We start from the raw sequence: 21,304 nt of genomic DNA, 5'->3' as shown, positions 1-21,304 counted from the left end.
CGCCCGCGATATCGCGCGCTGGGCTCGTGCCATAGGGCGGCGCGACCTCTGCGGCCGCCGTCCGCACGGTACCGAGAAACACCTGCCGCCGGTCAGTGTCAGGGTGCAGCCAGCCGCCGGGGAGCGTCGTTCCGGTCTGCTTGGTGAAGGACAGCCCGGTGCCGTCGCCATCGACATAGCAGAAATCGGGGGCGAAGCTCGCATAGCCCGCACGCCCGCCGAGCCGGACCAGCCGGCAGCGATAGGAACCCGGCGACAGCGCGGGCAGGTCGAGCGCGGCGGCGGGATCGAGCAGCGCGCCTTCCTCCTTCACCCGGCGTGCGAGCCGCTTCGGCACCGCCGCCCGCGCGCGCGTCCAGCTGTCGGACAGTGTCTCCAGCCGCGCGCGATCGCCGGGCGTGGCGATCGTCGTCCACCGCGGCGCGGCGGGATCGCGTTCGGCGGTCACCACGGGACGTCCGCTGCTGCGCGGATGCGTCGTACATCCCGCGACACAGGCCGCTCCTATCGCCAGGATCATCAACGCACGCACAGGCAGGCTCCTTGCACGGCCGGTTGCGACGGGGATGTCGAACCGGCGTGGAGACGGGTCGCTATGCTGCGGTGGTAAACAGATTGTAAACGCACGCACTAATCTCGCTTAGTGCGCACCGGAGCGAGCGATGGATGCGGTGAACCGTCGGCTGGGAGAGCGGAGCGGGCGGGACGAGTGGCGTGGGTACGGGTGGCCCAGATGTGGCGGTCGAGGGCGCCGGTGCGAGACCAGCCCCCCCTTCCGTCATCCCGGGCTGGACCCGGCACTCATGGCCGCGGGCGGGTGCCTTCGGGGCTCTGGGTCCCAGCGCTCGCCGGGATGACGGGAGCGGGCGGGTTGTTGCAGGTGAGCCTGCAGCTACGGCCCGGCGATCGATGGCTTGAGCGACATACTGCGCCCACCTGTTCCGTCATCCTGGACTCGACCCAGGATCCAGAGCCGCGGAGGGTTGCGTTTGCGGCTCTGGATCCTGGCTTTCGCCAGGATGACGGGGCGTGGGTTGGGGCGCGCCGCGGTCGAGCCTAGTTGCGGGTGCGGGTTGTCGCGTGTGACCTTGCCGATCCGGACCGGCGATTGATTGCTGGAGGCAAACTGCGCCCACCTCTTCCGTCATCCTGGGCTCGACCCAGGATCCAGAGCCGCAGGGGGTTGCGTTTGCGGCTCTGGATCCTGGCTTTCGCCAGGATGACGGGGCGGGGGGTGGGGCGCGCCGCGGTTGAGCGTAGTTGCGGGTGCGGATTGTCGCGTGTGAGCTTGCCGATCCGGACCGGCTATTGATTGCTGGAGGCAAACTGCGCCCGCCCCTGCCGTCATCCTGGGCTCGACCCAGGATCCAGATCCGCGAAGGGTGGCGTTTGCGGCTCTGGATCCTGGCTTTCGCCAGGATGACGGGAGGGATGTGTGTTCCTCACTGGCTCCGCGTTCAAGACCGTGCACGTTCAGCCCGCACCCGCAGACGCAGAAAGGGCGCCGGTGACTTTAATCACCGACGCCTGTGAAACTCAGCTCAAATGTGGCCTGGCCGGACAGGGGCAAAGCCCCTGTCGTCGGACGGCGCTGGAGCGCCGCCGGCCGGTCTGACCGCCGGGTGCTCGGCCGTAGCTTCGCTACGGCCTTGCGCGGTCAGATGTGGATCGGCTTGCCCTGTACTGCCATCGCCGCTTCCTTGAGCGCCTCGGCATGCGTCGGATGCGCGTGGCAGGTGTAGGCGATGTCTTCGCTGGTCGCGCCGAATTCCATCGCGATGGCGGCTTCGGCGATCAGCGTGCCGGCGAGGCTCGACACGATCCAGACGCCCAGCACGCGGTCGGTCTTGGCATCCGCGATGACCTTGACGAAGCCGTCGGTGTCGCGGTTGGTCTTGGCGCGGCTGTTCGCGGCGAAGGGGAACTTGCCGACCTTGATCTCGGTCTTGTCCTTTGCGGCTTCCTCGGTGAGGCCGACGCCGGCGATCTCGGGCATCGTGTAGACGACGGACGGGATGACGTCCTCGTTGACGATGCCGGTCTGGCCGGCGATGTTCTCGGCCACCGCGACGCCCTCGTCCTCCGCCTTGTGCGCGAGCATCAGGCCGGGGACGCAGTCGCCGATCGCCCACACGCCGTCGACCTTGGTGCGGAACGAGTGGTCGGTCTCGATCTGGCCACGCTTGTTGAGTTCGAGGCCAATGGCTTCAAGGTTGAGGCCGTCGACATTCGCCTTGCGGCCGATCGAGACGAGCACCGCGTCGGCGGTCATCGTCTCGGACGCGCCGCCGGCGGCGGGCTCGACGGTGACGGTCGCGACGCCGTTTTCGACGCTCACGCCGGTGACCTTGGTCGAGAGCTTCAGCTCCATGCCCTGCTTCTTGAAGAGCTTGGCGCTCTCACGGCGGACTTCGCCGTCGAAGCCGGGGAGGATCTGGTCGACGAACTCGACGACCGTGACCTTGGCGCCGAGGCGACGCCAGACCGACCCGAGCTCGAGACCGATCACGCCGCCACCGATGACGACCATGTGCTCGGGCACCTTGGGAAGCGCCAGCGCGCCGGTCGAGTCGACGACGGTCGTCTGGTCGACCTCGACGCCGGGGAGCGGCATGACGCTCGAGCCGGTGGCGATGACGATGTTCTTCGCGGTTACCTTCTGGCCCGCGACGTCGACCGTGTGCGCGTCCTGGAACGCAGCCTTGCCCTTGAGCCAGGTCACCTTGTTCTTCTTGAACAGGAATTCGACGCCGCCGGTCAGTTCCTTGACGGCCTTGGCCTTCTCGGCGTGCATCTGGTCGAGGTTGAGCGAGACGCCCTGGAAATCGATGCCGAACTTGGTGAGGTGGCCGCTCTTGGCTTCCTCGTAGATTTCGGACGCGTGGAGCAGCGCCTTGGACGGGATGCAGCCGACGTTGAGGCAGGTGCCGCCGAGCGTGTCGCGGCTCTCGGCGCAGGCGGTGCGCAGCCCGAGCTGTGCGGCGCGGATCGCGGCGACGTACCCGCCGGGGCCTGCGCCGATTACGAGGACGTCATAGTCATAGTCAGCCATTGTCGCTTCTCTCTTACTTCCCCGGCGCAGGCCGGGGCCCAGTTGGGAGATATATGGGGAGGGCGAGGCGCTTCGTCACCGCGGCCTTCCCCACTGGGCCCCGGCCTGCGCCGGGGTGGTTAGATACTTACAGGTCGATCAGGATCCGCGTCGGGTCTTCGATCGCGTTCTTGAGCGCGACGAGGAACGTCACGGCTTCGCGGCCGTCGATCAGGCGGTGGTCGTAGCTGAGCGCGAGGTACATCATCGGGCGGATGACGATCTGGCCGTTGACGACGACCGGGCGCTCCTCGATGCGGTGGAGGCCGAGGACCGCGGACTGGGGCGGGTTGATGATCGGGGTCGACATCAGCGAACCGAACACGCCGCCGTTCGAGATGGTGAAGGTGCCGCCCTTCATCTCGTCCATCTTGAGCGCGCCGTCCTTGGCGCGCTTGCCGAAGTCGCCGATCGTCTTCTCGATCGTCGCGACCGACATCTGGTCGGCATCGCGGATCACGGGGACGACGAGGCCGCCCGGCGACGAGACCGCAACCGAGATGTCGGCATAGTCGTGATAGACGATGTCGTCGCCGTCGATCGACGCGTTGACCGACGGGATGTCGCGCAGCGCCATGGTGGCGGCCTTCACGAAGAAGCCCATGAAGCCGAGGCGGACGCCGTGCTTCTTCTCGAACAGATCCTTGTACTTGGCGCGCGCCTCGATCACCGCGGTCATGTCGACGTCGTTGAACGTCGTCAGCATCGCGGCGGTGTTCTGTGCTTCCTTGAGGCGCTTGGCGATCGTCTGGCGCAGGCGCGTCATGCGGACGCGCTCTTCGCCGCGGCCCGAGGCTGCGGCGGGGGCTGCGGCCGGTGCGGGCGCAGGTGCGGCGGCGGGCGCGGGCTTGCTCGAGGCGGCGGCGGTCACGTCTTCCTTGGTGATGCGACCGTCGCGGCCGGTGCCCTTGACGGTGCCGGGGTCAACGCCGTGCTCGAGCACCGCGCGGCGGACCGACGGCGAGAGCGCGGCGGGGGAGTCGCTCGTGCCGGCACCAGGCTGGTCGCCATAGCCTGCGCCGGATTCGTCCTTGGCGGGCGTTGCGGGCGTTGCGGTCGCGGCGGGCTCGGGCGCCTTTGCGGGGGCTGCGGCGCCGTCACCGGCGTCGATCGTCGCGAGCATCGCGCCGACCTGCACGGTGTCGCCGACCGCGACCGCGTGCTGGCCCATGACGCCGGCGACCGGCGACGGCACCTCAACCGAGACCTTGTCGGTCTCGAGGCTGGCGATGGGCTCGTCGACGGCGACGGGATCGCCGGGCTGCTTCAGCCACTCGCCGAGGGTGGCTTCGGTGATCGATTCACCCAGGACGGGGACGGTGACTTCGGTTGCCATGGTTTCTGCCTACTTCCTTGTATCCCCGCGAAGGCGGGGACCCAGACTGGGCCCCCGCCTTCGCGGGGGAACAGCGTTGATTACGATGCGCGGGTGCGGCGGATTTCGTCGCGGACGCTGTGGCCGAGCGCGTCGGCGACGAGTGCGCCCTGCTCGGTCTGGTGACGCTTCATCAGGCCGGTCGCGGGCGACGCCGAGGCGTTGCGGCCGGCGTAGCGCGCACGCTTCACCGGCGAATTCACGCTGGCCAGCGCCTCCTCGATCAGCGGCTCGACGAAGAACCAGTAGCCGTTGTTCTTCGGCTCTTCCTGCGCCCAGACGATCTCTTCGAGGTTCGGCATCTTGGCGACGCGCTCGGCGATCGGGTTGCCGGGGAAGGGATAGAGCTGCTCGACGCGGACGATCTGCGTGTCCGTATCGCCGTGCGCATCGCGGGCCTCGATCAGGTCATAGGCGACCTTGCCGGTGCACAGGACGAGACGCTTGGTGTCGACGTCGGCCGCACCGTTGGTGTCGGACAGGAGGCGACGGAAGTGGCTGTCGCCCTGGAAGTCCTCGGCGTTCGAGACGGCGAGCTTGTGACGCAGCAGCGACTTGGGCGTCATCACGATCAGGGGCTTGCGGAAGTTGCGGTGCATCTGCCGGCGGAGCAGGTGGAAATAATTCGCCGGGCTGGTGCAGTTCGCGACCTGGATATTGTCGTCCGCGCAGGACTGGAGGAAGCGCTCGGGACGCGCCGAGCTATGCTCTGGCCCCTGCCCTTCATAACCGTGCGGGAGCAGCATCACGAGGCCGTTGGCGCGGAGCCACTTCGATTCGCCCGACGTGATGAACTGATCGATCATGATCTGCGCGCCGTTGACGAAATCGCCGAACTGCGCCTCCCAGAGGACCAGAGTCTTCGGGTCGGCGAGCGCATAGCCGTACTCGAAGCCGAGCACGCCGTATTCGGACAGCGGGCTGTCGAGCACTTCGAAATTGCCGTGCTCGATTTCCTGCAGCGGCACGTACTTGTGCTCGTCGGTCTGGTCGACCCAGACCGCATGACGCTGCGAGAAGGTGCCGCGGCCCGAATCCTGGCCGGACAGACGGACGCCATAGCCTTCGGAGAGCAGGCCGCCGAAGGCGAGCGCCTCGCCGGTCGCCCAGTCGAAACCCTTGCCCGACTTGAACATCTCGCGCTTGGCATCGAGCACGCGCGCGAGCGTCTTGTGGATCTTCACGCTCTCGGGAACGGTCGTCAGCGTGCGGCCGAGCGAGTCGAACAGCTTCTGGCTGAGACCCGTCTCGACGTTGCGGCGCGCGGACGCACCGTCGGTCGGCGCGCTGAGGCCGGTCCAGCGACCGCCGAACCAGTCGGCCTTGTTCGGCTTGTACGACGCACCCGCCTCGAACTCGCCCTCGAGCCGCAATGTGAGCTGCTTCACATTCTCGTCGATCCAGGGCTGGTCGATCACGCCTTCCTTGATCAGGCGGTTGCCATAGACCGAACTGACGCCGGGATGCTTGCGGATGATGTCGTACATCAGCGGCTGGGTGAAGGAGGGCTCGTCGCCCTCGTTATGGCCGAAGCGGCGATAGCACCACATGTCGATGACGATGTCGCGGTGGAACTTCTGACGGAATTCCATGGCCATCTTGGTGGCGAAGGTCACCGCCTCGGGATCGTCGCCATTGACGTGGAAGACCGGCGCCTGGACGCCCTTGGCGACGTCCGACGGATAGGGCGACGAGCGCGCGAACTGCGGCGAGGTCGTGAAGCCGACCTGGTTGTTGATGATGAAGTGGACGCAGCCGCCGGTGTTGTAGCCGCGAATCCCCGAGAAGCCGAGGCACTCCCAGACGATCCCCTGCCCCGCGAACGCCGCGTCGCCGTGGATCAGCACGGGCAAGCTGGCGACATGGTCCTTCAGATCGTTATTGAGCGTCTGGATCGCGCGCGTCTTGCCGAGCACGACCGGATCGGCGGCTTCCAGATGCGAGGGGTTGGCGACGAGGCTCATATGAACCTTGTGGCCATCGAACTCGCGGTCGGTGCTGGTGCCGAGATGGTACTTCACGTCGCCCGACCCGCCGATGTCATCGGGGTTGGCCGAGCCGCCGGCGAATTCGTGGAAGATGACGCGCAAGGGCTTGGCCATCACGTTGGCGAGCACGTTCAGACGACCGCGATGCGCCATGCCGATGACGATCTCGCGCACGCCCATCTGGCCGCCGTACTTGATGACCGATTCGAGCGCGGGGATCATCGATTCGCCGCCGTCGAGCCCGAAGCGCTTCGTGCCGACATACTTCTTACCGAGGAACTTCTCCCACTGCTCGGCTTCGATGACCTTGTTGAGGATCGCCTTCTTGCCGTCGACGGAGAATTCGATCGCCTTGTCCTGGCCCTCCATGCGCTCCTGGAGGAAGCGGCGCTCCTCGACATCGGCGATGTGCATGTATTCGAGGCCGACATTGCCGCAGTAATTCTTGCGCAGCGTGTCGACGAGCTCGCGGATGGTCGCCCATTCGAAGCCCATCGTGCCGCCGAGATAGACCTTGCGGTCGATGTCGGCGTCGGAGAAGCCGTGATATTCGGTCTTCAGATCCTCGGGCATCTCGCGCTTCGACAGGCCGAGCGGATCGAGATTGGCGGCGAGATGGCCGCGGACGCGGTAGGTGCGGATCAGCAGCTGCGCGCGGATCGCGTCGGCCGCGGCCTTGGCGATCTCGTCCTTCGAGACGGGCGCGGGCGCGGCGGCTGCGGGCGCGGGCTTGCCGCCACCCTTTGCGGGCTTGGGCGCGGGCTCCATCTGGGTCGGGTCGAGCGCCGCGGTCAGATCGTCCGTGGTGGTCAGCGGCCAGCGCGCGCTTTCCCAACTCGGACCCTGCGCGGAGCCTTCAAGCCCCTCGAAGAACGTCCGCCAGCCGGATTCGACCGAGGCCGGATCGGCGGTGAACTTGGCGTAGAGCGTCTCTACGAACGCCGGGCTGACGCCGGCTGCGATATCGCTGAAATCCTGGCCTTCGTAGCCCATCGTCTCGATCCTCAAATTCCCTCTCCCCACGGGGGAGAGGGAGGGGCCCGCCCGCACTTGCGGGTGGGAGGGTGAGGGCACGGGCAATTACGTGCCCTCACCCTTCCGCCGCTAAGAAGCGGCTCCTTCCCTCTCCCCGGGGGGAGAAGGGTAGTAACTTAACCCTTCAGCACGCTCAGCAGCGTCTCGCCGAGCAGGCTGGGGCTTTCCGAGACCTTGATCCCGGCAGCTTCCATCGCCGCGATCTTGCTCTCGGCATCGCCCTTGCCGCCCGAGACGATCGCACCGGCATGGCCCATGCGACGACCCGGAGGCGCGGTGCGGCCCGCGATGAAGCCGGCCATCGGCTTCTTGCGGCCACGCTTGGCCTCGTCGATCAGGAACTGCGCGGCCTGCTCCTCGGCGTCGCCGCCGATTTCGCCGATCATGATGATCGACTTGGTCTCGTCGTCGGCGAGGAACAGCTCGAGCACGTCGATGAAGTTCGTGCCGTTGACCGGATCGCCACCGATGCCGACCGCGGTCGTCTGACCAAGGCCTGCGTTCGAGGTCTGGAAGACCGCCTCATAGGTGAGCGTGCCTGAACGGCTGACAACGCCGACCGAGCCCTTCTTGAAGATCGAACCGGGCATGATGCCGATCTTGCACTCGCCGGGGGTCAGCACGCCGGGGCAGTTCGGGCCGATCAGGCGCGACTTGGAACCCGACAGCGCGCGCTTGACCTTGACCATGTCGAGCACCGGAATGCCCTCGGTGATCGCAACGATCAGCTCGATGTTCGCGTCGATCGCCTCGAGGATCGAGTCGGCGGCGAAGGGGGGCGGCACGTAGATCACCGACGCGGTCGCGCCGGTCATCGCCTTGGCTTCGGCAACGGTGTTGTAGACGGGGAGGTCGAGGTGCGTCGTGCCGCCCTTGCCGGGGGTGACGCCGCCAACCATCTGCGTGCCGTATTCCAGCGCCATCTTGGTGTGGAAGCTGCCGGTTTCGCCGGTCATGCCCTGCGTGATGACCTTGGTGTTCTTGTCGACGAGGATGCTCATCTTGTCTCGTTCCTTACCACCCCGGCGAAGGCCGGGGCCCAATTGGGAAAGCGGTCATGGTTGTGCGATGCGATCGTAAAGGTCGTCCCAGCCGGGATTGAAACCATTGATCTCTCGCAAATTCCAGTCCCGCTTCCACTCCTTCATGTGCAGCTCGCGCTGCCGGGCGGCTTCCCAACTGCCGAGCAATTCGTACCAGACGAGTAGCTTGCAGTCGTACTTCTTCGTGAACCCTGCGACGACGCCGTTGCGGTGTTCCCACACGCGCTTTGCCAGGTTCACCGTCGAACCGAGATAGAGCGTACCGTTAAACCCGCTGGCCATGATGTAGACGCATGCTTGGTCTTCCATCACGGGGGCCTTCCCAATTGGGCCCCGGCCTGCGCCGGGGTGGTATTGCTTACCTCAGTTCATCTCCTCAGTTCAGGCTACCGTCGATACCCTTGCAGGCGACGATCAGCTCCTTGACCGCGTCGACCGAGACCTGGAGGTTGCCCTTGGCTTCGTCGTCGAGCTTGATCTCGACGATCTTCTCGACGCCGCCGGCACCGATCATCACCGGCACGCCGACATACAGGTCGTCGAGGCCATACTCTCCCGAGACATAGGCCGCAGCCGGCAAGACGCGCTTCTGGTCGTACAGATACGCCTCCGCCATCGCGATGCCGCTGGTGGCGGGCGCGTAATAGGCCGAGCCGGTCTTGAGCAGCGCGACGATCTCACCGCCGCCGCCGCGCGTGCGCTTGACGATCGCGTCGATCTTCTCCTGGCTCGACATGCCCATCGCGATGAGATCGGGAACCGGGATGCCCGAGACGGTCGAGTAGGAGATGACCGGGACCATCGTGTCGCCGTGGCCGCCGAGCACGAAGCTGGTGACGTCCTTGACCGAGACCTTGAACTCGTCGGCGAGGAAATGGCTGAAGCGCGACGAATCGAGCACGCCGGCCATGCCGACGACCATGTGGTGCGGCAGACCCGAGAATTCGCGCAGCGCCCACACCATCGCGTCAAGCGGGTTGGTGATGCAGATCACGAATGCGCCGGGCGCGTTGGCCTTGATGCCCTCGCCGACGGCCTTCATGACCTTCAGGTTGATGCCGAGCAGGTCGTCGCGGCTCATGCCGGGCTTGCGTGCGACACCGGCGGTGACGATGATGACGTCCGCGCCTGCGATGTCGGCATAGTCGTTCGAGCCGGTGATCGTCGAGTCGAAGCCTTCGACCGGACCGCACTGCGACAGGTCGAGCGCCTTGCCTTGGGGGATGCCCTCGGCGACGTCGAAGAGGACGATATCGCCCAAATTCTTGAGTGCTGCGAGGTGCGCGAGCGTGCCGCCGATATTACCGGCGCCGATCAGCGCGATCTTCTTGCGAGCCATTCCAATCCGTCTCCGTCTGATGTGCGGGGTGATTGGTGACGCCGGTTACGCGCATTATGGCCGCGCGGCAACCGTTAAAGCGGAAAAGTGGAGGTTCTATTGCGAATAGTTCGCATGTGCAATAACATTGTCATTCTGACGAAAGTCAGGATCCAGGGTAACAATCGGTGCCGACTGCGGCTCTGGATCCTGACTTTCGTCAGGATGACGGGAGGGTGTCAGAACGACCGAGCGGTGTGTCAGATATGCCCCTCAGCGAGATACTCCTCGGACCGCATCTCTTCCAACCGGCTGATCGTGCGGTCGAACTCAAACCGGCCGTCGCCGCTTTCATAGAGGTCGCCCGGCTGCGCGTCGGCCGCGGCGAGCAGCTTGACCTTGTGTTCGTAGAGCGCGTCGATCAGCCCGACGAACCGCGCGGCCTCGTTACGGTTCTCGGGGCCAAGCTTGGGGATGCCGACGAGGATGATCGTGTGGAATTTCCGCGCAATGGCGAGATAGTCGGCGACGCCGCGTGCCTCGCCGCACAGCTTTTTGAAGCTGAACACCGCGACGCCTTTCAGCGACTTGGGGACGCGCAGGGCGCGGCCCTGGACGATCAGCTCCTCGGACGGGACATGCTCGCTGTCGTCGGGCGAGAAGTCGGTGAGGCGGAAGAACGCGGCGGAGAGCTGCGCGGTCGCCTCGGGGCCGTTGGGGACGAGCCAGGTGTCCTGGCTGCCGAGCCGGTCGCGGCGGTAATCGACGGGGCCGTTGAGCGGGAGGACGTCGAGCCGCTGTTCGATCGTCGCGATGAAGGGCAGGAAATGCTCGCGGTTGAGGCCGTTCTTGTAGAGATCGGCGGGCGGGCGGTTCGAGGTCGTGACGATCGTTACGCCGGAATCGAGCAGCGAGGTGACGAGCCGCGACAGGATCATCGCGTCGGGGCTGTTGGTGACCATCATCTCGTCGAACGCGAGCAGGCGGGTTTCGTCGGCGATCGCGGTGGCGACGGGGACGATCGGGTCGCCGACCTCCTTGCGACGCTCGGCGGCGATGCGCGCGTGAACCTCGAGCATGAACTCGCCGAAATGGACGCGGCGCTTCCGGTCGACCGCGACCTCGGCGAAGAACAGGTCCATCAGCATCGACTTGCCGCGGCCGACCCCGCCCCAGAGGTAGACGCCGCGCGGGTCGGCCTTCTTGCCGGTGAGGCGCGCGAAGAAGCCGGTGGACTTGGGGGTGGCGAGCTCGGTGGCCAGCGCGTTCAGGCGCGCGGCGGCGGCGGCCTGTTCGGGGTCGGGGCGGAGTTCGCCCGAGGCGACGAGGGCGTCATAGGCGGCGAGAACGGTCATGCCGCCACCCCTTTACCACCCCGGCGGAGGCCGGGGCCCAGGTGGAGAGGTTTCGACGACGGAACGCTACGCTTGAACAATGATCGTGTCCCAATTGGGCCCCGGCCTTCGCCGGGGTGGTGGGTGCGGGCGGTATCAGCCCCTGGTCGGCTTGCGGATCGTGGCCGAGAAGGCTGCGATTTTCGCGTCGTCGTCGCCTTGCACCACGAGGCCCCGCAGGAACAAGAGGCGGCCGGTTTCCTTCAGCACCTCGACCTGCGCCTCGATGGGTTCGCCGATGCGGCCGCCGCCGATGAACTGCGTGTTGAGATCGAGCGTCACCGCGGTGCCGGCGGTGATCAGGCCGAAGCCGCGCGCGGCCGCGAACAGCGCGACGTCGATAAAGCCGAGCAGTGCGCCGCCATGGACGTTGTTCTGGAGGTTCGAGTGGCGATGCTCGGGGGTAATGCGGACGCGGACGATAGGGCCGTCGACGCGGTAGAGCATGGGGCCGAGCAATGTGTTGAAACGCGTGGGGTCGGAGAGCGACCAGCTGCGCCAGCCGGGGTTCGCGGGATCTTCGGCTTCGACGAAATGGGGTTTTTCAGTCATGATTTTCGCTCGTGCCGAGTAGAGACCGAGCGAAGTCGAGGGCTCGTATCGAGGTACATGTCCTTCGATACGCCATCTCGACACGCTCGATGGCTACTCGGGACGAACGGAGTGGGGGAGCTCCGCCCCCCCCCTCCCGGATCAGACGATCCGTTCGGCTTCCATCTTCTTGATCTCGGCGATCGCCTTGGCGGGGTTCAGACCCTTCGGACAAGCGTTCGCGCAGTTCATGATCGTGTGGCAGCGATAGAGGCGGAACGGATCCTCGAGCTCGTCGAGCCGCTCGCCGGTCATCTCGTCGCGGTTGTCGGCGAGCCAGCGATAGGCCTGCAACAGGATCGCCGGCCCCAGGAACTTGTCGCTGTTCCACCAGTAGCTCGGGCACGAGGTCGAGCAGCACGCGCACAGGATGCACTCGTACAGGCCGTCGAGCTTCGTGCGGTCCGCGGGCGACTGGAGCCGCTCCTTGCCCGAAGGTGGCGGCGTGACGGTCTGCAGCCACGGCTTGATCGACGAATATTGCGCGTAGAAATGCGTGAAGTCGGGGACGAGGTCCTTGATCACGTCCATGTGCGGCAGCGGGGTGATCTGGACCTCGCCCTTGCAATCCTCGATCGCGGTCGTGCAGGCCAGGCCGTTCTTGCCGTTGATGTTCATCGAGCACGAGCCGCAGATCCCCTCGCGGCACGAACGACGGAAGGTAAGCGAGCTGTCCTGCTCGCTCTTCATCTTGATCAGCGCGTCGAGCACCATCGGGCCGGTCTCGTCGAGATCGAGCGCGAACGTGTCGTAGCGCGGGTTCTCGCCGCTGTCGGGATCGTAGCGATACACCTTGAACGACTTCAGCCGCTTCCCCTGGCTGGTCGCGGCGTGTGCGACGCCCTTCTTGACGACACTGTTCTTCGGGAGGGCGAATTCGGCCATTGCGAGCGGTCCGTTCCAGGAAATAAGAGAGGTTTGCAGAGCCGATACATGACCGCGGCCCGGCTCGCAAACGCTTAGCTTCGCGGGTGCAACATCCGTTACCCCCGCGCGCGCCTTCCGCCGGACAATCTCAGATGATGTCGAGCACCAGACCGAGGTCGCGCGCTTCCTCCGCCTCGATATACCAGTTGGACGGCGCCTTGGCCTTCAGATCGTCGAGCGCGACCTTCGATCCCTTGACGAGATCGCGGAAGCCCTCCTCCTGGATGTTGATCGAATCCTCGATCTCGTGGAGCTTCGCCTCGAGCGTGTAGCGCAGCGTGTTGAGCGGTCCGTTGAGCTGGATCGTGCTCGTCATCTGCCGCTCATGGATCATGATGCGGCTGCCGCGCGTCAGGAAGCGGCTGTCGACGGGAAACGCCGACATGAACGTCGCGCCCGCGGAATAGACCGCGACCTTGCCGAGGAACAGCGTCTCGCGGCCGGTATAGTCGCGGAGCAGGCGGATCGTGTCACCCATCGCGCGCGCCATTTCGGGGTCGCCGCCAAGCGTCGTGATCGAGACGACGAGCGGCCCCTCGGTCGGCGCGGCCACGAGCTGCGACTTAAGGCTCGTGTACATGTCGCCGTCGACGGGGCCATGCAGCTGGATATGGGGGATGGCGAGCAACGGATAGTTGCGCGCGTTCGATGCGGGGGATGTGTCGGTCATGCGCGGCGTAACCGACCGGGAACGCGGCGGTTCCGCGCGAAGTCTTGGTTTAGCTCAGGTGCCGGTTCGTGCGCTTGCGCTGCAGGATCCAGCCGACGAGACCGCCGGGGACGCCGCCGGCGAGCGAGAAGAGCGCGAAGAAAGTGATCGCGATCTTTCGCGGGTCTTCGTCGGGCGCGCGCGTTTCGATGCCGTAGATATAGACCGCGGTCAGGATCGCGACGAGCGCCGGCCAGAGAAAGCCGGCGATCATCGGCGGAAACCGCGTCAGGAGCCCCACCGCGACGGGCACGAGGAACCCGATCGCGATGATGGCCCAGATCATCAATATACCCGCTTCTTGGGCTTGATATAGTCGACGTCGTCGGTGAGCGTGTAGTCGTGCACCGGGCGGAAATCGATCTTGGTCTCGCCGCCCTTGCCGCCCCAGCCGTCGAAGGTGGTGATGGTGTGCTTCATCCAGTTGGCATCGTCACGCTCGGGGAAATCCTCGTGCATGTGCGCGCCGCGTGACTCGGTGCGGTTGGCCGCCGAGTTCATCGTCACGACCGCCTGGCCGATCAGATTGTCGAGCTCCATCGTCTCGACCAGATCGGTGTTCCAGATCATGCTGCGATCCTTCACCGCGACGTCGGTCATCCGGTTGTAGATCCCGGCCATCTTCTCGACGCCCTGGTTGAGCAGTTCGGTGTCGCGGAACACGGCGCAATGCTTCTGCATGGTCTGCTGCATGTCGAGACGGATCTGCGCGGTGGGCGAGCCGCCGCTCGCGTTGCGGAAATGGTCGAGACGCGTGAGCGCGAGATCTTCCGACCCCTTGGGCAGCGGCGCGTGCGCGGTGCCGGGCTTCAGCGTGTCCTTGATCCGCAGGCCGGTCGCGCGGCCGAACACCACGAGATCGATCAGGCTGTTCGAGCCGAGACGGTTGGCGCCGTGGACCGAGACGCAGGCCGCCTCGCCGACCGCGAACAGGCCGGGGACGACCGCGTCGGGGTTGCCATCGACAAGGTTGACGACCTCGCCGTGGAAGTTCGTCGGGATGCCGCCCATGTTGTAATGGACGGTCGGCGTGACCGGCAGAGGCTGGCGCGTGAGATCGACGCCCGCAAAGACCTTGCCGGTCTCGGTGATGCCCGGGAGGCGCTCGGCGAGCACCTTGGGATCGATGTGATCGAGGTGCAGGAAGATGTGGTCGCCATTCTTGCCGACGCCGCGGCCTTCGCGCATTTCGAGCGCCATCGAGCGGCTGACGACGTCGCGCGAGGCGAGGTCCTTCGCCGACGGAGCATAACGCTCCATGAAGCGCTCGCCCTCGGAGTTGGTCAGGTAACCGCCCTCACCGCGTGCGCCCTCGGTGATGAGCACGCCCGCGCCGTAGATGCCGGTCGGGTGGAACTGGACGAACTCCATGTCCTGCAGCGGCAGGCCGGCGCGGAGCACCATCGCGTTGCCGTCGCCGGTGCAAGTGTGCGCCGAGGTCGCCGAGAAATAGACGCGGCCATAGCCGCCGGTGGCGAGCACGGTTTGGTGGCTGCGGAAGCGGTGGATCGAGCCGTCTTCCATGCACAGCGCGATCACGCCGCGGCAGACGCCGTTTTCCATGATCAGGTCGAGCGCGAAATACTCGACGAAGAAGTCCGTGTTGTACTTGAGGCTCTGCTGGTAGAGCGCGTGAAGCATCGCGTGGCCGGTGCGATCGGCGGCGGCAGCGGTGCGCTGGACCGGGGGCCCCTCGCCCATGTTCTGCATGTGACCGCCGAACGGGCGCTGATAGATCGTGCCGTTCTCGTTACGGCTGAACGGCATGCCGGCATGTTCCAGCTCGTACACCGCCTGCGGCGCCTCGCGGCACAGATACTCGATCGCGTCCTGGTCGCCGAGCCAGTCGGAGCCCTTGACGGTATCGAACATGTGCCAGGTCCAGTGATCCGGCGAGTTGTTGCCGAGCGACGCGGCGATGCCGCCCTGGGCGGCGACGGTGTGCGACCGGGTCGGGAAGACCTTGGTGATGCACGCGGTCTTCAGGCCGCTCTCGGCGATGCCCATCGTGGCGCGCAGGCCCGAGCCGCCGGCCCCGACGACGACCGCATCATAGGTATGATCGATGATCTTGTAGGCAGCTGACATTACGCGGGAGCTCCGGAGAAGGCGACCTTCAGGATCGCGAACAGGGCGACGCCGCCCAGCGTGAAGGTGAACAGGTTGAGCAGGATCATCGCCACGACGCGGCTCTCGCCGTGCATGTAATCCTCGATCACGACCTGAAGACCGAGACGGAAATGATAGAAGACCGACAGGATCAGCAGCGCCATCGGGATCGCCGCCCAGCCCGATTGCAGCCACAGATGCACCGAGGCGTAATCATAGCTCGGCATCCGCGCGACCGCGACCATCAGCCACGCCATCAGGAAGATGTTGGCGCCGGCGGTCAGCCGCTGCTGCCACCAATGCTGCGTGCCGTGCTTGGCGCTGCCCAGACCGCGGACGCGGCCGACTGGCGTACCCGAACCCATTACTTGATCCCCATATAGAGCCAGAACGCGACCGTGAGCAGCGTGCTGACGACGATCGTCGCGCGCGCGCCAAGCCGGTTGCGGCGCAGCTCGAACCCTGCGCCGGTGTCCATCACGAGGTGGCGGATGCCCGTCGCCATGTGCTGGAACAGCGACCAGGTCAGCCCGATGCCGATCACATAGCCGAGGATGTTCAGCCGGCCCGCATCGGTGGTGAACACGTCGACGAAGGTCGCATAGGCCTGCTCGCCCGTGGCGATCGCGATCAGCCACCAGACGAGCAGCAGGCTGCCCACGGTAGCCATCCCGCTGCCGGTCGCGCGGTGCAGGATCGAGACCAGCATATGCGGGCCCCATTTATAGACCTGCAGATGGGGAGAGAGCGGGCGGGCTGGATTGCGCGATGCCAAGGGCAAGGTCCTCGATAGCGAAGGGCGAGACACGAAGGGCGATAAACAAACGGTTTGCCGGTCTATTAGACGCCGTGTGCTGCGATGCAACCCACCGCCGCCGCGGTTGATAACCCATGACACCCGATTCGCGGCGGTTCGGGGCGTTCCTGGAGCCTCGCTGTCCTGCGCGACGCTGGTGCGCGCTTGTCATCGGCCTGTCGCAGTCCCGCAACGGTCCATCCCTAACCTGCCCTTAAGGAATCGGCACTAGCGCTGGTCAGGAATTCGCGATCCGGAGATCCCGCCTTGAATACCACCGACCTACCGAGCATCGGCACGATCGCGGCCAACGTCGATCTCTCGGCCCGGCTGCGGGTGTTCGATTTCGACGGCGCGTTGACGAGCGCGAGCCGCGAGCTCTGGGCCGTGCTCGAGCCCGATTCCGTCGCGATCTCACGCGCATACTGGGAGCAGTGGCAGCGCTGTTTCAGCAACGAGCGGATCTGGGCGCCGGACAAGGCCGAGGCGATGATCGCGGTCGGCTGCACCTTCCTGCGCAACCGCTTCCTCGACACGAGCGGCCGGACATGGGTCGAGTCGGTCGAGCGATCGGTCGCCGCCGCCTATACCGCCAACGTCTCGCCGATGGCGCTGTTGTCGATGATCAGCGCGAGCGACCGCGCCGCGCTCGACGTGCTGATGCGCAGCGTGGCGCGAGACGACACGCGATTGCCAGTGTATATCGATACGCTGATGCGGTTGTCGGCGCTGGAGGGCGAGATCACGGTCGCGATCTATACCAAGTACCGCGCGCATTCGGCGCAGGGCGCGCGTGACACGCTCGCGGTCGAATTCCGCGACGGAATCGCCTCGATGGTCGAGACCGCGACCGACGAGGGGCATCTGCTGCGCGAGCAGGCGGTGCGCAGTTCGGCGTCGACGCGCGCGGTGCTGGGCAAGGCGAGCGAGGTCGCCGCCGCCGCCGAACAGTCCGCGGTCGCGATGCGCGAGGCCGCGCAGACCGCCGCCGGGCTGATCCGCGCGATCGAGGATGCGCGTACCGAGGTCGAGGCGGCCGCCGAGATCGCGAACCGCGCGTCGCACCAGGCCGGCCAGGCGGTCGGCATGTCCGAGGCGCTGAGCGAGCATGCCAAGTCGATCGAGTCGATCCTCGGGCTGATCCGCGACATTGCCGGGCAGACCAACCTGCTTGCACTCAACGCGACGATCGAGGCGGCGCGGGCGGGCGATGCCGGGCGCGGGTTCGCGGTCGTCGCGCAGGAGGTCAAGAGCCTCGCCAACCAGACCGCGCGCGCGACCGACGACATCGCCGCGAAGATCGCCGCGATCCAGTCCGCGACGCGCGGCACGGTCGAGACGAATGCAAGCATCAAGGCGACCGTCACCGAGGTCCAGGAAAGCGCCGACCGCATCCGCTATGCGATGGAGGCACAGGCGCAGACGGTGACCGCGATCACCGCCGCGGTCGACGAGACCGCGCTGGCGGCCGATTCGATGTCGACGACGATCGCCGCGATCCGCGAGGATACCGAAACGGTCGCGAGCGAGATCGACAGCGTCGGTCGCGGCTTCGACGTACTCGACACCCGGCTGAGCAATCTGAAGACGAGCGCCGGCGTCTTCGTGACCAAGGTCGCCGCATAACCGACCGCAGGAGAGAGCATGATCGCCGATACAGAGCGCGTGCCGCCGGCCCCGACAGGGCTTGGAGCCGGGACAGGGGTTGAAGCCGGGACAGGGGTTGAAGCCGGGACAGGGGTTGAAGCCGGGACCGGAGCCGAGGACGCTCACGACGTGCGCGACTGGAGCGGCGATCATCGTCCGCTGCGCGAACGCGTGCGCGATTATGACTGGGACGGCATGGTCGAGCCGGGTTGTGCGGTGCTGACCGCACTGCTCGATGCCGACGACAGGCGCCGGATCGCGGAGACGTTCTGGCGGCATTATCTGTCGCTCGATGCCGCGCGTCACGTCGTGGCGCGGTTCACCCCGGCGCGGCTCGAGCGCAGCATCGTCTCGAGCGCGGAATATGTCCGGCTGAAATACCTCTCGCCCTATGACGAGGCGTGGAAGACGATGGCGATCGACCACGCGGTGGGATCGCGCAAGTCGGGCATCCCCCTGCCCGCGCTGCTGTCGTCGCTGGCGTTCGCGCACAGCGTGACGCTCGGGCTGATCGCCGAACGCGTCGATGGCGATCTCGCGTCGATGCGGTCACTCGGCGACGTCGTGCAGCGGCTCGCGCTGATCGAGGCGGACATCATGGCGTCGTATCTGGGCACCAGCGACGCGGCGGCGGCGCGCGCCGAACGCCGGTTGCACGCGGCGGCGTTCCGCGAGCGGATCGCGGCGTCGATCGAGGATACCGCCTTGCTGGGCGCGCGGATCCGCGTGCAGGCGACCGACGCCTCCGCGTCGACCCACGGCGTGCTGCACAAGGCGAACGAGGTCGCCGCCGCCGCGGAGCAGTCGGCGGTGGCGATGCGGCAGGCGGCGCAGACCGCCGCCGGGCTGATCCGCGCGATCGAGGATGCGCGCACCGAAGTCGAGGGTGCCGCGGACATCGCGAGCCGCGCCTCCGCGCAGGCGAGCGACGCGGTCGGCATGTCCGAGGCGCTGAGCGACCATGCCGAGGCGATCGAATCGATCCTGGGGTTGATCCGGTCGATCGCGGGCCAGACCAACCTGCTCGCGCTCAATGCGACGATCGAGGCGGCGCGCGCGGGCGATGCCGGGCGCGGGTTCGCGGTCGTCGCGCAAGAGGTCAAGAGCCTCGCCAACCAGACCGCGCGCGCGACCGACGACATCGCCACCAAGATCGCCGCGATCCAGTCGGCGACGCGCGGCACGGTCGCGACCACCGCGGGGATCAAGCTGACCGTCGGCGAGGTGCAGGACAGCGCCTACCGCATCCGCAGCGCGATGCAGACGCAGGCGGGGATCGTCTCGGCGATCACCGCGGCGGTCGACGAGACCGCGCTCGCCGCGGATTCGATGTCGGCGACGATCGATTCGATCCGCCGCGACACGCAGGCGGTCGCCGCCGAGATCACGCTGCTCGGGCAGGAATTCGGCGAGGTCGACGACAAGCTGAGCGTCCTGCGCGCCGCCGCGGACGGATTTTCGACGAGCGTCGCCTGATCCGCGGCGACCGCGGGAGGTGACGCGACGCCACCGCCCGCGCTATGGCCGCGCGCATGACCATCTTACTCACAGGGTCGAGCCGGGGCATCGGCGCGGCCATCCACCAGGCGCTGACCGACGCGGGCACCACCGTCATCGGGCACAAGAGCACCAACGGGCGCAGCGCGCACGGGCTTCCTGCCGACTTCGCCGACCCCGCCGGGCCGACCGCTTTGTGGAACGCCGCGCTCGAACAGGCGGGTGGCACGATCGACGTGCTGATCAACAATGCGGGCGTGTTCGAGGCGAGCCCGCTCGAGGACGCGGACTGGACGCACCAGTGGGAGCGGACGATGCGGATCAACCTGACCGCGTCCGCCGAGCTGTGCCGGCTCGCGGTGCTGCACTGGCAGGCGCGCGGGGTTGCGGGCCGCATCGTCAACATCGCCAGCCGCGCCGCCTATCGCGGCGATTCGCCCGCGCACTGGCATTATGCCGCGTCGAAGGCGGGGATGGTCGCGATGACCAAGACCATTGCCCGAGGCTATGCGCGCGAGGGGATCCTCGCCTTTGCGATCTGCCCCGGGTTCACGATGACCGGGATGGCGGAGGACTATCTGTCGAGCCGCGGCGGCGATGCGCTGCTCGCCGACATTCCGCTCGGCAAGGTCGCGGATCCGGCGGAAGTCGCCTCGGTCGCGCGCTATTGCGCGCTCGAGGCGCCCGCATCGATGACGGGCGCGGTGATCGACGTGAACGGAGCGAGCTATGTCCGCTGACAGCTGGAAGCTCACCCTCCCCTGCACGCGCGCGGAGGCCGAGGCGATCGACGCGAGCGACGACCTCGGGGATGCGATCCCCCGCGGTGCGGTGCTGATGACCACCGAGGAGATCGAGGACGACGTCGAATCGTGGCGGCTCGATGCGTATTTTGAGGTCGAGCCGGATGCCGACACGGTCGCCGCGGTGCGCGCGCTGGTGCCGAGCGCGGCGGGGGCCGGAATCGCGGTCGAGCGGCTCGGCGATGCGGACTGGGTGACGATGAGCCAGGCGGGGCTCGAGCCGCTCTCGGTCGGGCGGTTCTTCGTCCACACGGGCGCGCATGCCGACGCGGTGCCCGCGGACAAGCGCGCGTTCCTGATCGAGGCGAGCCGCGCGTTCGGGACGGGTCATCACGAGACGACCAGCGGCTGCCTCGCGATGCTCGACGGGCTGGACGGCGAAACGTTTGCCAACGTCATCGATATCGGGACGGGCACGGGCCTGCTCGCGTTCGCCGCTGCGCATCTGTGGCCCGATGCCGCAGTGATGGGGACGGACATCGATCCGGTCTCGATCGAGGTGACGCGCGAGAATGCTGCGCTGAACGGCGTGGCGGGGATCGATCTGGTGGTGGCCGACGGGACGCTCGACGACGCGATCGTCGCGCGCGCGCCCTATGACCTGGTGATCGCGAACATTCTGGCGGGGCCTCTGGTGTCGATGGCGCCCGAGATCGCGTCGATTTCTGCTGTGGGCGCGACGATCGTGCTCGCGGGTCTGCTCGAGACTCAGCGCGCGGGCGTGGTCGCGGCGTACGAAGCGTGCGGATGTACGCTGGCGGCGGTCGACCGGCGCGGCGACTGGAGCGTGCTCCGGTTGCGCGCGGGGGCGACGCGGTTCGTCGCGGACGGACCGTTCGACCCCAAGGGGCGCGACGGCTGGGCGCTCGATATCTGATCCGTTCCGGGCAGTGCCTCGTATCCAACTCCACCCCGGCGGAGGCCGGGGCCCAATTGGGTGAACCTCTGGCGTGGAGCCGCACCGCTATGCCAATTGGGCCC

19 protein-coding genes are annotated in these 21,304 nt (G+C 66.8%); 4 read left to right on the top strand and 15 right to left on the bottom strand.

The annotated features are described in order from the left end of the window. The 15 genes from AC0CH3_RS12335 to sdhC form a co-directional block, all read right to left on the bottom strand. On the bottom strand, window positions 1–448 hold a 448-nt coding region (locus AC0CH3_RS12335; RefSeq protein WP_465237946.1), incomplete at its 3' end, for a DUF4893 domain-containing protein. 1,209 nt (window positions 449–1,657) lie between these two features. Next, window positions 1,658–3,052, bottom strand: a complete 1,395-nt coding sequence (lpdA, locus tag AC0CH3_RS12330) for a dihydrolipoyl dehydrogenase (protein ID WP_465237945.1) — start codon at window positions 3,050–3,052, stop codon at window positions 1,658–1,660. 127 nt (window positions 3,053–3,179) lie between these two features. After that, the gene (odhB, locus tag AC0CH3_RS12325) at window positions 3,180–4,427 is read right to left on the bottom strand and encodes a 2-oxoglutarate dehydrogenase complex dihydrolipoyllysine-residue succinyltransferase (protein ID WP_354304017.1); all 1,248 of its coding nucleotides are present in this window, start codon (window positions 4,425–4,427) and stop codon (window positions 3,180–3,182) included. Between the two features lie 80 nt (window positions 4,428–4,507). Beyond that, on the bottom strand, window positions 4,508–7,447 hold the full coding sequence (locus tag AC0CH3_RS12320; RefSeq protein WP_354304112.1) for a 2-oxoglutarate dehydrogenase E1 component: 2,940 nt from the start codon (window positions 7,445–7,447) through the stop codon (window positions 4,508–4,510). 158 nt (window positions 7,448–7,605) lie between these two features. After that, a complete protein-coding gene (sucD, locus tag AC0CH3_RS12315) occupies window positions 7,606–8,490 on the bottom strand; it encodes a succinate--CoA ligase subunit alpha (RefSeq protein WP_354304015.1) in 885 nt (294 codons plus the stop codon). Between the two features lie 54 nt (window positions 8,491–8,544). Continuing rightward, window positions 8,545–8,841 carry a GIY-YIG nuclease family protein gene (locus AC0CH3_RS12310; protein WP_354304013.1) on the bottom strand — a complete coding sequence of 99 codons (297 nt, stop codon included), beginning with the start codon at window positions 8,839–8,841 and terminating at the stop codon, window positions 8,545–8,547. 67 nt (window positions 8,842–8,908) lie between these two features. Then, a complete protein-coding gene (mdh, locus tag AC0CH3_RS12305; protein ID WP_354304011.1) occupies window positions 8,909–9,871 on the bottom strand; it encodes a malate dehydrogenase in 963 nt (320 codons plus the stop codon). Between the two features lie 239 nt (window positions 9,872–10,110). Continuing rightward, the gene (zapE, locus tag AC0CH3_RS12300; protein ID WP_354304009.1) at window positions 10,111–11,205 is read right to left on the bottom strand and encodes a cell division protein ZapE; all 1,095 of its coding nucleotides are present in this window, start codon (window positions 11,203–11,205) and stop codon (window positions 10,111–10,113) included. 135 nt (window positions 11,206–11,340) lie between these two features. Then, window positions 11,341–11,796 carry a PaaI family thioesterase gene (locus AC0CH3_RS12295; RefSeq protein WP_465237944.1) on the bottom strand — a complete coding sequence of 152 codons (456 nt, stop codon included), beginning with the start codon at window positions 11,794–11,796 and terminating at the stop codon, window positions 11,341–11,343. Window positions 11,797–11,937: 141 nt separating this feature from the next. Then, the gene (locus AC0CH3_RS12290; RefSeq protein ID WP_465237943.1) at window positions 11,938–12,720 is read right to left on the bottom strand and encodes a succinate dehydrogenase iron-sulfur subunit; all 783 of its coding nucleotides are present in this window, start codon (window positions 12,718–12,720) and stop codon (window positions 11,938–11,940) included. A 130-nt stretch (window positions 12,721–12,850) separates the two neighbouring features. Next, a complete protein-coding gene (locus AC0CH3_RS12285; RefSeq protein ID WP_354304005.1) occupies window positions 12,851–13,432 on the bottom strand; it encodes a ClpP family protease in 582 nt (193 codons plus the stop codon). 49 nt (window positions 13,433–13,481) lie between these two features. Further along, on the bottom strand, window positions 13,482–13,757 hold the full coding sequence (locus tag AC0CH3_RS12280) for a hypothetical protein (protein WP_465237942.1): 276 nt from the start codon (window positions 13,755–13,757) through the stop codon (window positions 13,482–13,484). After that, on the bottom strand, window positions 13,757–15,559 hold the full coding sequence (gene sdhA / locus AC0CH3_RS12275; RefSeq protein WP_354304001.1) for a succinate dehydrogenase flavoprotein subunit: 1,803 nt from the start codon (window positions 15,557–15,559) through the stop codon (window positions 13,757–13,759). Before sdhA ends, AC0CH3_RS12280 begins: the two co-directional genes overlap by 1 nt. Next, window positions 15,559–15,945, bottom strand: a complete 387-nt coding sequence (gene sdhD / locus AC0CH3_RS12270) for a succinate dehydrogenase, hydrophobic membrane anchor protein (protein ID WP_056016683.1) — start codon at window positions 15,943–15,945, stop codon at window positions 15,559–15,561. The genes sdhA and sdhD overlap by 1 nt, the downstream gene beginning before the upstream one ends. Next, window positions 15,945–16,355: a succinate dehydrogenase, cytochrome b556 subunit gene (gene sdhC, locus AC0CH3_RS12265; protein ID WP_056016686.1), complete on the bottom strand. Its 411-nt coding sequence runs from the start codon at window positions 16,353–16,355 to the stop codon at window positions 15,945–15,947. The genes sdhD and sdhC overlap by 1 nt, the downstream gene beginning before the upstream one ends. A 288-nt stretch (window positions 16,356–16,643) precedes the next feature. Between sdhC and AC0CH3_RS12260 the strand changes: the two genes are divergently transcribed. From AC0CH3_RS12260 to AC0CH3_RS12245, 4 genes are all read left to right on the top strand, one after another. After that, a complete protein-coding gene (locus tag AC0CH3_RS12260; protein WP_056016689.1) occupies window positions 16,644–18,002 on the top strand; it encodes a methyl-accepting chemotaxis protein in 1,359 nt (452 codons plus the stop codon). A gap of 216 nt (window positions 18,003–18,218) precedes the next feature. After that, window positions 18,219–19,499: a methyl-accepting chemotaxis protein gene (locus AC0CH3_RS12255; RefSeq protein ID WP_200916188.1), complete on the top strand. Its 1,281-nt coding sequence runs from the start codon at window positions 18,219–18,221 to the stop codon at window positions 19,497–19,499. A 56-nt stretch (window positions 19,500–19,555) separates the two neighbouring features. Then, a complete protein-coding gene (locus AC0CH3_RS12250) occupies window positions 19,556–20,260 on the top strand; it encodes an SDR family NAD(P)-dependent oxidoreductase (RefSeq protein WP_354303998.1) in 705 nt (234 codons plus the stop codon). Then, on the top strand, window positions 20,250–21,200 hold the full coding sequence (locus AC0CH3_RS12245; RefSeq protein ID WP_354303996.1) for a 50S ribosomal protein L11 methyltransferase: 951 nt from the start codon (window positions 20,250–20,252) through the stop codon (window positions 21,198–21,200). The genes AC0CH3_RS12250 and AC0CH3_RS12245 overlap by 11 nt, the downstream gene beginning before the upstream one ends. Window positions 21,201–21,304 lie beyond the last annotated feature (104 nt).

The sequence above is a fragment of the Sphingomonas sp. AC449 genome (assembly GCF_979253475.1).
Note: the sequence above shows the minus strand (reverse complement) of the source record. Positions and strands in the feature narration are given on the sequence as shown.

Bases quoted from the DNA above. Each gene is read 5' to 3' on its own strand.
- lpdA (WP_465237945.1), bottom strand. From the start codon at position 3,052: ATGGCTGACTATGACTATGACGTCCTCGTAATCGGCGCAGGCCCCGGC.
- odhB (WP_354304017.1), bottom strand. From the start codon at position 4,427: ATGGCAACCGAAGTCACCGTCCCCGTCCTGGGTGAATCGATCACCGAA.
- AC0CH3_RS12320 (WP_354304112.1), bottom strand. From the start codon at position 7,447: ATGGGCTACGAAGGCCAGGATTTCAGCGATATCGCAGCCGGCGTCAGC.
- sucD (WP_354304015.1), bottom strand. From the start codon at position 8,490: ATGAGCATCCTCGTCGACAAGAACACCAAGGTCATCACGCAGGGCATG.
- AC0CH3_RS12310 (WP_354304013.1), bottom strand. From the start codon at position 8,841: ATGGAAGACCAAGCATGCGTCTACATCATGGCCAGCGGGTTTAACGGT.
- mdh (WP_354304011.1), bottom strand. From the start codon at position 9,871: ATGGCTCGCAAGAAGATCGCGCTGATCGGCGCCGGTAATATCGGCGGC.
- zapE (WP_354304009.1), bottom strand. From the start codon at position 11,205: ATGACCGTTCTCGCCGCCTATGACGCCCTCGTCGCCTCGGGCGAACTC.
- AC0CH3_RS12295 (WP_465237944.1), bottom strand. From the start codon at position 11,796: ATGACTGAAAAACCCCATTTCGTCGAAGCCGAAGATCCCGCGAACCCC.
- AC0CH3_RS12290 (WP_465237943.1), bottom strand. From the start codon at position 12,720: ATGGCCGAATTCGCCCTCCCGAAGAACAGTGTCGTCAAGAAGGGCGTC.
- AC0CH3_RS12285 (WP_354304005.1), bottom strand. From the start codon at position 13,432: ATGACCGACACATCCCCCGCATCGAACGCGCGCAACTATCCGTTGCTC.
- AC0CH3_RS12280 (WP_465237942.1), bottom strand. From the start codon at position 13,757: ATGATCTGGGCCATCATCGCGATCGGGTTCCTCGTGCCCGTCGCGGTG.
- sdhA (WP_354304001.1), bottom strand. From the start codon at position 15,559: ATGTCAGCTGCCTACAAGATCATCGATCATACCTATGATGCGGTCGTC.
- sdhD (WP_056016683.1), bottom strand. From the start codon at position 15,945: ATGGGTTCGGGTACGCCAGTCGGCCGCGTCCGCGGTCTGGGCAGCGCC.
- AC0CH3_RS12255 (WP_200916188.1), top strand. From the start codon at position 18,219: ATGGTCGAGCCGGGTTGTGCGGTGCTGACCGCACTGCTCGATGCCGAC.
- AC0CH3_RS12250 (WP_354303998.1), top strand. From the start codon at position 19,556: ATGACCATCTTACTCACAGGGTCGAGCCGGGGCATCGGCGCGGCCATC.
- AC0CH3_RS12245 (WP_354303996.1), top strand. From the start codon at position 20,250: ATGTCCGCTGACAGCTGGAAGCTCACCCTCCCCTGCACGCGCGCGGAG.